The organism is Colwellia sp. E2M01, assembly GCF_018860585.1.
In the GTDB taxonomy this organism is placed as follows: domain Bacteria; phylum Pseudomonadota; class Gammaproteobacteria; order Enterobacterales; family Alteromonadaceae; genus Colwellia.
Genome location: NZ_JAHKPR010000029.1, coordinates 147,198 through 157,244, shown reverse-complemented (window position 1 = coordinate 157,244; position 10,047 = coordinate 147,198). Strand labels below are relative to the sequence as shown.

Sequence of the window (10,047 nt, the reverse complement as noted above, 5' to 3'; positions counted from 1 at the left end):
CATTACAGGACATTTTGAGCTATGTTTAAAAAAATACGCGGCATGTTTTCTAACGATCTTTCTATTGATTTAGGTACAGCCAATACACTTATTTACGTAAAAGACCAAGGTATTGTATTAAACGAGCCTTCTGTAGTTGCTATTCGTCAAGATCGTGCTGGTGGCTCTAAAAGTGTTGCTGCTGTTGGTATCGCTGCAAAAGCTATGTTAGGTAGAACGCCGGGTAACATAGAAGCTATTCGTCCAATGAAAGACGGCGTAATCGCTAACTTTTTTGTTACTGAAAAAATGCTACAACACTTTATTAAACAAGTGCATAGCAATAACTTTTTACGTCCAAGTCCACGCGTGTTAGTTTGTGTGCCTTGTGGTTCTACTCAAGTTGAGCGTCGTGCAATTCGTGAATCAGCATTAGGTGCTGGCGCAAGAGAAGTTTATTTAATTGATGAGCCTATGGCAGCAGCAATTGGTGCTGGTATGCCAGTATCAGAAGCAACAGGTTCAATGGTGGTTGATATAGGTGGTGGTACCACAGAAGTTGGTATTATTTCACTTAATGGTGTGGTTTACTCATCATCAGTACGTATTGGTGGTGACAAGTTTGACGAAGCAATTATTAATTATGTACGTCGTAACTTTGGTAGTTTAATTGGTGAAGCAACAGCAGAACGTATTAAACATGAAATTGGCTCTGCTTACCCAGGTGAAGAGTTAATCGAAATTGAAGTTCGTGGTCGTAACCTAGCAGAAGGTGTACCGCGCAGCTTTACGTTAAACAGCAACGAAATCTTAGAAGCACTACAAGAGCCATTAACAGGTATTGTTAGTGCAATTATGGTGGCGTTAGAGCAATCTCCACCAGAGTTAGCTGCTGATATTTCTGAGCGAGGCATGGTATTAACGGGTGGTGGTGCTTTATTAAAAGACCTAGACCGTTTATTAATGGAAGAAACAGGTATTCCTGTTGTGGTTGCTGATGATCCATTAACCTGTGTTGCTCGTGGCGGCGGTAAAGCCCTTGAAATGATCGACATGCATGGTGGCGATTTGTTCTCTTACGAATAAATCAATGTTTCTTCTTTGCCATTTGGTTCAATTACCGCGTTGAAAGTACTCATTGACTAACGTCAACTCCGTGCTATCGCCTTGTACTTGAACCAAATGACTTTGAATAAAATATTGATGGATAAATAGTAATAAATTATTTGCATGTTGCTTTATTACGTATGAAAAAATAACCGACTTGAAGCCTTATAATCTAGTACTTCTACCTTGTAACATTTTATGAACCCAATATTTAATCAAGGCACATCTCCAGGGCATCGACTTATTCTGTTGCTAATCTGCTCTGCCGCTTTGATTTTTTTCGACCACAAAATGGGTAGTTTTGAAACCGCCCGTGGTTACTTACAGTCCCTAGTTAGTCCTTTGCAATATATGGCCAACGCCCCTAAACAAGTGATGAACTGGGCTTCTGAAAACCTGGTAACTCGTCAACAGCTGATGGAAGAAAACCAAGAGTATCGTGTTAACGAGCTTTTCTTTCATGAGCAATCAATGCAGCTCAGCATACTTCGCCAAGAAAATGAACGACTTCGCTCCTTGTTAGCCTCACCTGTTAGCGGTGAAAGTAAAAAAATGTTTGCTGAAATATTAGCCGTTGATAGTGACCCTTATTCACATCAAGTTGTTATCAATCGTGGCGCGAATGATGGTGTGTTTGAAGGTCAACCAGTACTTGATGAAAAAGGTATTGTTGGTCAAATACTACATGCTGGCGCGAGTAGCTCTCGTGTTATTTTAATGACTGATATTTCACATGCTATTCCCGTACGAGTGCAACGTAATGGTTTAAGATTAGTTGCTTCAGGCAGTGGTCAAATAGATAGATTAATTCATAATTTTGTTCCTCACAGTGCAGACGTTAAAGAAGGTGATTTGTTAGTCACTTCCGGCTTAGGCGGAAAATACCCGGAAGGCTACCCTGTCTCTAAGGTTGTGTTTGTACGTGCCGATGAGTCTCGAGAATTTGCAGTGATTTATAGCCAACCTATCGCCCAAATAGACAGATTACGATATATCCTATTACTTTCTAAAGAAAAAACTGTTCAGGACTCTTCTATAGGTAAAAATAATAAGTCTCAGAAAGGTAATACTAAAGAAAACGTTAAAGAAAAGAATCTTAAAAAAGAGAAAGCTAAAAAACATATTGCAGCAGGTGTAAACTAATGTTTAGTAATAACGGCATCATTATTTTACTGACTTTATTAATCGCATTAATTGCTAGTATTATGCCTATGCCACTAGGGGTTGATGTTTTTCGTCCTGATTGGGTGTTAATTATTTTAGTGTACTGGTGTTTAGCTTTGCCTAATAAAGTTAACATTGTTACCGCTTGGGTAATGGGCTTTATCCTTGATGTATTACTTGGGTCGGTGTTAGGTGTGCACGCATGTGCCATGGCGTTATCTATTTATATTGTAGTCGTTAATTTTCAAAAAATTAGAAATTTTTCTGTTTCACAACAAGCACTTATTATTGGCGTTTTATCAGCGCAATATCACCTAGTCGTATTTTGGTTGCAGCGTTTCTTAACTGATGCGGTATTCTTACCCAATTATTTATATCCTGTTATTACCTCAATTATACTTTGGCCTTGGTTGTTTTTATTACTGCGCCGAGTGCGTAGACACTTTAAAATTAAGTAGTTCGTTTAATGATGAGTTAAAAAACATCAAGTACGGTATTAAAGCGTAATAAAACATTAATGGCTGTTCTATAAACTTTCCTAAGCTCTAGCTATAACTGCAGAATATAAGATTTATGATTAACGTAACAGCAAGTTCAAATAACCCTCAGAAAAAATTAATATTAGCTTCCCAGTCACCTAGGCGTAGCGCTCTACTTGCACAACTTGGTTTTGAGTTTTCAATACAAATCAGTGATATTGATGAAACCGTTATAGATTCAGAAACTGCACATGAATATGTTTTACGTTTAGCTAAACAGAAAGCTCAACATATATTTAATCACTTGCCAGCTAATGAGCAAGAATGTAGCTTTGTATTAGGCTCTGACACCAGTGTGGTGTTTGATGGCATCATATTAGGTAAACCCACCGATGAAAAAGATTGTATTAAAACGCTATCTTTGTTGTCTAACAATCAACATCAAGTATTAACTGCTATTGCTTTAGTGGGAAAAAATCACGTACAAGGCAAGGTTGTGTTAACCGATGTGACATTTAAAACACTCAGTAAAGACGAAATTGCAGCCTATTGGTTAACAGGTGAGCCGCAAGACAAAGCTGGCAGTTATGGTATTCAAGGTATTGCTGGGCAGTTTGTTAAAAACATTAACGGTAGTTATTCAGCTGTTGTTGGATTGCCATTATACGAAACTAACAATTTATTAACTGAAGCGGGCTTTGTTGGCGCTATCAAGTGTAAAAAATAATTTAAAAATTAAGTGAAGAAAGGACTAATTATGAGCGCTGAATTATTAATTAACGTTACCCCAAGCGAAACGCGCGTTGCATTAGTTGAAAATGGTTCGTTACAAGAAGTACACATTCAGCGAGAAGCTAAACGCGGTATTGTTGGTAATATTTATTTAGGCAAAATAATCCGAGTATTACCTGGTATGCAAGCTGCTTTTGTTGATATTAAGTTAGATAAAGCCGCATTTCTTCATGCTTCAGATATTAAAAGTAAGCTGATTTTAAAGGAAGACTCTGAACAAGTACCTGATATTCGTTCTTTAGTGCATGAAGGCCAGTACATTATGGTGCAGGTGGTGAAAGACCCGTTAGGTACTAAAGGTGCACGGTTAACTACAGACATTACCGTTGCGTCTCGTTATTTGGTATTAATGCCTAATGCGCAACATGCTGGAATTTCATTACGTATTGAAGATGAAAAAGAACGTGAGCGTTTAAAAAATATTGTGAATCCGTATTGCGATGATCAACAAGGCTTTATTGTGCGTACTGCCGGTGAAGGCGCAGGTGAAATAGAGCTGCAGCATGATGCGGAGTTTTTACGTCGTGTATGGCAAAAAGTAATTACCCGTAAACAACGTAAACAAACCAAACTGCCTTTATATCAAGATTTATCTTTATCATTTCGTGTGTTACGTGATTTTGTTGGTATCAACATTGAACGGATCCGTGTTGACTCTAAACTAGCCTTTCAAGAGCTTGTTGCATTTACCGAAGAGTTTATTCCTGAATTAACGCCGTCATTAGAATACTACCCAGGTGAAAGACCTATTTTTGATCTGTTCTCAGCAGAGCAAGAAATTCAACGTGCCTTGCACCGCAAAATAGAACTTAAATCAGGTGGTTATTTAATTATTGACCAAACAGAAGCAATGACTACTATTGATATAAATACTGGTGCATTTGTTGGTCATAGAAACCTCGAAGACACAATATTTAGTACTAATATCGAAGCCACACAAGTTATTGCAAGACAGCTAAGGCTAAGAAACTTAGGGGGTATCATCATTGTAGACTTTATTGATATGCATAATGACGATCATAAACGTCGCGTGTTAAATAGTCTTGATATGGCGATGAGCAAAGACAAAGTGAAATATAGCCTACATGGTTTTTCTGCTCTAGGCTTGGTTGAAATGACACGGCAACGTACTCGTGAAAGCTTAGAGCATATTCTATGTGGAGAATGTCCGCTGTGTTCAGGGCGAGGTCACTTAAAAACAGTTGAAACTGTTTGTTTTGAAATACTCAGAGAAATTGTGCGTGTTAATCGTGCTCACGACGCGGATAAGTTCATTGTTTATGCTTCTACTGCCGTTACCGACTTCTTACAAGAAGATGAGCGCCATAATTTAGCAGAAGTTGAAGTTTTTATTGGTAAGTTAATTAAAGTACAAGCCGAACCCATGTATAATCAGGAGCAATTTGACGTTGTGATGATGTAAGTTGATGTTTACTCATCTATTTCGTAAAGGTAAATATACTGCTATGCATAAGATAGGATAACTTCAGCTTTAATGAATATTGTCGGCACTTCGAACCGTTGGTTAAATTACCTTTATAAAACAGTAGCCATTTTATTGGTACTGTTAGCAGTAGCCATTAGTGCCTTTCGTCTATTACTCCCTTTTGTTCACCATTATCAGCTCCCTCTACAAAATTATCTCAATGAACAAGCCAATAGCAATATAGTTATTGGTGACTTAAGCATGACTTGGCAAGATTTTGGCCCAAGTCTTGTGCTTGGCAATGTACAAATCATTGAGACAGACAATACCTCGGTATTTATCAAGCAACTTGAATTACAAGTCGACTTTTGGCAAAGCATTTCTCAACAAGATCTTATTTCCAAAAATTTATTTATCTCTGGCGCAGATATCGATGTTAATGAACAGCTATGGTTAGCAGCAGATGCTGATGAAATAGCGAACGATAATAGTGATGAAATGAATGATATTGATTTTATTAGTGATGTTTTTCTAAATAAAATAAAAAGATTTTCTATTCTGAATAGTCATGTAACGGTTCGCAATGAAACAATAACACGCAGTATTCGGTTGAATACATTACGCTGGGTTAATAATGGTTCTCGCCATCAAGCACAAGGTAGCGTGGTGCTTAATGAATTAAGCTCTAATAACCTCACCTTAAAACTAGACCTACGTGGTAAAAAAATAACAGGGCTTACTGGCGACGCATACTTGCAAGCGAATCATATTGATATCACACCTTGGCTAGACAATGTTTTAGTGCTTGAGGACGATAAAACAAAAAGTGATATTAACTTCTCTGCTTGGCTTGAAGTTAAAAAAAGTCAGATAAAACGTTTAAAGGTAAACTTTTCAGATAGCTATATGGCGTGGTCTTATCATGGTGATAAGCAACGACTTACCTTAGAAAAAGGGCAAGTGTTATTAGTAAAAGATAAACATGAACGCAGCTTTAATTTATACAGCACCCCGTTAACGCTTCAGTTGAACGAACAAGCAGCACAAAATTTTACGGTGATGTTAGCGAAAAATACGAATGATTTTTCATTACATTTATCTGACGTTGATTTGAGCATGATAGCTGAACTTACGCCATTAATTGTTGCTAATGAAGGGACCCGTAAATTACTCTCCGATATGAGTCTAAACGGTAAAGTAGAAGATATATATATCCGCAACGATAAATCCGGGGTGCAAGCGGTAGCAAATTTTTCAGCATTAAATAGTCGTTACAGCCATGGTATTCCCGGTTTAAAAAATGCCACGGGTCAACTTAGCTTCGTTGATAATTATTTAGCGATAGACTTTTCTGCAGAGCAGGGAAGTCTCGATTTTGATGAACTTTTTGTGCAAGCATTTCCTTATGACAAGCTTACCGGTGAATTTAATGTTGCCTTTGATAATAGTGGTTGGATACTAAATGTTGAGCAATTAGACTTCTTATCAAAAGAGATCAATTTATCAGCGCAAGTTAATGTTGAGGCACCGACAAATGATGAAGTTAATTTAGCGTTACTTGTTAACGTTAGTAATGGCAATGCGGGGCTTGTTGGGCGGTATTTACCTTTGCCGATCATGAGTGATAACTTAGTTGAATACTTAAATTCGGCGGTTGTTTCTGGTCGAGTCGAAAATGCTCAAGTACTTATTAACGGTCCTATTAGTCGTTTTCCATTTACTGATGGCAGTGGCATTTTTGTAGTGGATGCAGAGCTTAGTGATGCTGAATTTAAGTTTGTTGAGAATTGGCCCTCAATTAATGACTTTGTTGCCAACTTAAATTTCACCAATAACTCTATGTTAATTACCGGACGAGATGGTTTATTAGCAGGTTTAGACGTAACTGGAGTAACAGCAGGTATTGCTGATTTATCAGGTGAGGCAGTCCTTCTTGTCGATGCAGATATAAAATCGACTGACAGCAGTAATATTAGTCGTTTGATGAACCAAAGTCCATTACAGAATAGTGTCGGTAGTGCCTTAGATTATATAAATATTCAAGGTAAAGTCAGCGGTGACTTTTCATTGAATCTACCGTTAGATGATAGTGAACTTGGTGTTGCAACTGGCAGTATCAATTTTGATAATAATAAAGTTGCCTTACAAGCGCCGCAGCTAAATTTTAGTGACGTACAAGGTCAATTAAACTTCGCAAACGATGTGATAGATACTAAAAATATGCAGTTAATATGGCAAGGCTTGCCTGTTACATTAGATATCACAGGTAATGATCGAGACAGTTATTACCACACGGCTATTAAGCTACAAGCATTATGGCAAGAGTCTCAATGGTTGCCGTATGTTCCTGATTCTTTGCGTAGCTATACACAAGGAGAACTGCCTTGGCAGGGCGAACTATCTTTGCATCAACATCATGATGGTGGCTTTTCATACGATGCTAAATTTAGTTCAGAGTTAACCAATACTCAACTATTGCTACCAATGCCATACGCGCAAAATTCAACACAAAAGAACACATTAAATGTCAATATTCATGGTGAAGATAAGGAGTCAAAAATAGTTTTAAACTATGGTGATGAAATGCACTTTTCTGGCTTACTTAATCATGAAAATGTTACTTTTACGCGAGCTAATTTGATGTTAGGTAAAGGTAACATGGTATTGCCGAACGATGGTTTTCATATAACCACCAAATTAGACTACGTTGATTTTGCACAATGGCAAATATTAATTAGTGACATTCTTGATAGCCACGAGCCAAAAACAATAGATAATGAGCAAGCCAACACGCAACCTCTTTTAGCTAAGCCAACCCGTATTCGCGGCACAGTAGGGCAATTGAACATTCTTGGACAGGCGCTTAATCATGTAACCTTTAATTTGTTAGAAAAGCCAGAGTGGCAGTTATTATTACTTGATTCTACAGAGACACGAAGTCAAATAAAAATATACCCAGATTGGTTAGCGCAAGGGGTCGATATTAATGCTGAATTTTTGAAATTACCGCAACATGAAAAAGTGGTCGAAAACGAACAAAATATTAACCCTAACTTAAACGTTGATACAACCACATCACCATTATTATCAATTGAGCTTATGGGGCCTCAGCCATTAGAGTCTTCTTTAATAGATAAAGAGGAAAACGATAGTATTTTTGCCAATATGCCCCCGATAAAGTTTCATTGTGATAGCTGCAGTATCGGCTCACTTAACTTAGGTGTAGTTGACTTTACTGTTAAGCGAGCTAACGAAGATACTATTGAATTTAATAATTTTACGGCATCACGCAATAAAACTAAGTTAAACCTTAATGGTCGTTGGCGGCATAATAAAGATGAGTCAACAACGACATTAACAGGGCGCTTAGACGTTGATGATGTAGAAAGTGAACTCAAAGCGATGGGTTATGCATCTATTATAAAAGACAGTGGTGCTACAGTTGATTTAGATCTTAATTGGCCAGGTGGTTTACATGACTTTTCAGTCAATCATTTAGATGGCACTGTACATGGTCGACTTGATGATGGTTATTTGGCAGAAGTGAGCGATAAAGCTAGACTGTTTTCCGTACTGAGTTTGCAATCATTAGTACGAAAATTAACGCTCGATTTTCGTGATATTTTCAGTGATGGTATGTTCTATAGTAATATTCAGGGTCACTATCAACTAGAGCAAGGCTTACTTAAAACCAATGATACCGAAATGAACGGTACCGCGGGTAACTTGTTTATGACGGGACATACCAATTTGGTAACAGGTGAACTTGACTATGATATGTCATACAAACCTAATTTAACCTCTAGTTTGCCGGTACTTGCTTGGATAGCGACATTAAACCCTGTAACATTTCTTGCTGGCGTGGCCATAGATCAAGTGATCAAATCACAGGTTGTCTCAGAATTTAACTTTAAACTTACAGGCTCTATTGAGGATCCCGACTTTAAAGAGGTCGATCGAAAAAGTAAGAGCATTAGTGTAGACACCGCGCTGCCTATTGCTGATAGTCAACAAACTAATCTACCTAACCCGTTATCTAAAGAATTATTGATGATAAGTACGCCTGAGAATAACAAGCCAGCACTGGAAACATCAGCTGAAACTACACCAGAAAATATAACAAGTGGGGAAAATGACATTGAGTAACGCTACCGTTATACCTCAGTCTAAGCTCAGGCTAAGCGCAATACAGTTATCGTCAGCGACAAATGTTACGACTAACCTAGCCAGTATTGCTGATATTTTAGAAAAAATTACTCAGTGTAAAAATAATGATATAAACCATGATACTGTTGATCATTTAGTCGTGTTACCTGAATGTTGTTTGTATTTTGGTGGAAAAGACAGTGATCAACTCGCCCTAGCAAAAAGCACAAGTAGTCAAGAAGGAAGCAAAGACAATAAGCTTTGTCTCGCACTGGCTGAATTGGCGCAACGTTTTCAGGTGTATTTAGTTGCTGGTACCATACCTATTTTATCTGCATCAGGACAACAGTTTACTAACAGCAGCTGTATATTTACTCCTGATGGTAAATTAATCGGGCAATACGATAAAATACACCTCTTTGATGTTACCGTAAGTGATAATACTAAAAGCTATTGCGAATCACGATATACTCAAGCAGGTAAAGAAATAAAAGTAATAGAAACTCCGTTAGCTGCTATTGGTTTATCGGTTTGTTTTGATTTACGTTTTCCGAGTTTATTTCAACAATTAACTGAAGCTGGCGCGGCTATTATAACCGTGCCCAGTGCATTTACTAAGGTAACAGGTAAGGCGCACTGGCAAACACTATTACAAGCCAGAGCGATTGAAAATCAAGTATATATAATAGCTGCAGGGCAAGAAGGTGTTCATGAAAATGGCCGTGAAACTTGGGGGCATTCAATGATCATTAATCCTTGGGGCGAAATAGAACAAACTATAGAAACAGGTGTAGGTTATATTAGTGTTGATTATCAACCACAAGAAATAACACGTATACGGCAATCTATACCGTTAAAAAGCCCCTTTATAACTACCTTAGCTAGTAATACATCGCTGAATAAATGATAGTCATTTTATTCAAATTAAAGAACAGAACAAAACGATAAGTAGAG

Annotated in this window: 7 protein-coding genes; all 7 read left to right on the top strand. The window is 37.7% G+C overall.

What is annotated here, in order from left to right; genetic code table 11:
* Positions 1 to 21 precede the first annotated feature (21 nt).
* Complete coding sequence (locus KO502_RS06290) at positions 22 to 1,065, top strand: rod shape-determining protein (protein WP_216021711.1); 1,044 nt, start codon at positions 22 to 24, stop codon at positions 1,063 to 1,065.
* A gap of 219 nt (positions 1,066 to 1,284) precedes the next feature.
* Complete coding sequence (mreC, locus tag KO502_RS06285; protein ID WP_216021710.1) at positions 1,285 to 2,229, top strand: rod shape-determining protein MreC; 945 nt, start codon at positions 1,285 to 1,287, stop codon at positions 2,227 to 2,229.
* A complete protein-coding gene (gene mreD / locus KO502_RS06280; protein WP_216021709.1) occupies positions 2,229 to 2,708 on the top strand; it encodes a rod shape-determining protein MreD in 480 nt (159 codons plus the stop codon). The genes mreC and mreD overlap by 1 nt, the downstream gene beginning before the upstream one ends.
* 115 nt (positions 2,709 to 2,823) lie before the next feature.
* On the top strand, positions 2,824 to 3,456 hold the full coding sequence (locus tag KO502_RS06275) for a Maf family protein (RefSeq protein WP_216021708.1): 633 nt from the start codon (positions 2,824 to 2,826) through the stop codon (positions 3,454 to 3,456).
* Between the two features lie 30 nt (positions 3,457 to 3,486).
* The gene (gene rng / locus KO502_RS06270; protein ID WP_216021707.1) at positions 3,487 to 4,944 is read left to right on the top strand and encodes a ribonuclease G; all 1,458 of its coding nucleotides are present in this window, start codon (positions 3,487 to 3,489) and stop codon (positions 4,942 to 4,944) included.
* A 72-nt stretch (positions 4,945 to 5,016) separates the two neighbouring features.
* A complete protein-coding gene (locus tag KO502_RS06265) occupies positions 5,017 to 9,093 on the top strand; it encodes a YhdP family protein (protein WP_216021706.1) in 4,077 nt (1,358 codons plus the stop codon).
* Complete coding sequence (locus KO502_RS06260; protein ID WP_216021705.1) at positions 9,080 to 10,000, top strand: carbon-nitrogen hydrolase family protein; 921 nt, start codon at positions 9,080 to 9,082, stop codon at positions 9,998 to 10,000. The genes KO502_RS06265 and KO502_RS06260 overlap by 14 nt, the downstream gene beginning before the upstream one ends.
* The last annotated feature ends 47 nt before the right edge of the window (positions 10,001 to 10,047 follow it).

What these genes read in the sequence shown, in the direction of transcription:
- KO502_RS06290 (WP_216021711.1), top strand. Translation starts at nt 22, where the DNA reads ATGTTTAAAAAAATACGCGGCATGTTTTCTAACGATCTTTCTATTGAT.
- rng (WP_216021707.1), top strand. Translation starts at nt 3,487, where the DNA reads ATGAGCGCTGAATTATTAATTAACGTTACCCCAAGCGAAACGCGCGTT.
- mreD (WP_216021709.1), top strand. Translation starts at nt 2,229, where the DNA reads ATGTTTAGTAATAACGGCATCATTATTTTACTGACTTTATTAATCGCA.
- KO502_RS06265 (WP_216021706.1), top strand. Translation starts at nt 5,017, where the DNA reads ATGAATATTGTCGGCACTTCGAACCGTTGGTTAAATTACCTTTATAAA.
- KO502_RS06260 (WP_216021705.1), top strand. Translation starts at nt 9,080, where the DNA reads ATGACATTGAGTAACGCTACCGTTATACCTCAGTCTAAGCTCAGGCTA.
- mreC (WP_216021710.1), top strand. Translation starts at nt 1,285, where the DNA reads ATGAACCCAATATTTAATCAAGGCACATCTCCAGGGCATCGACTTATT.
- KO502_RS06275 (WP_216021708.1), top strand. Translation starts at nt 2,824, where the DNA reads ATGATTAACGTAACAGCAAGTTCAAATAACCCTCAGAAAAAATTAATA.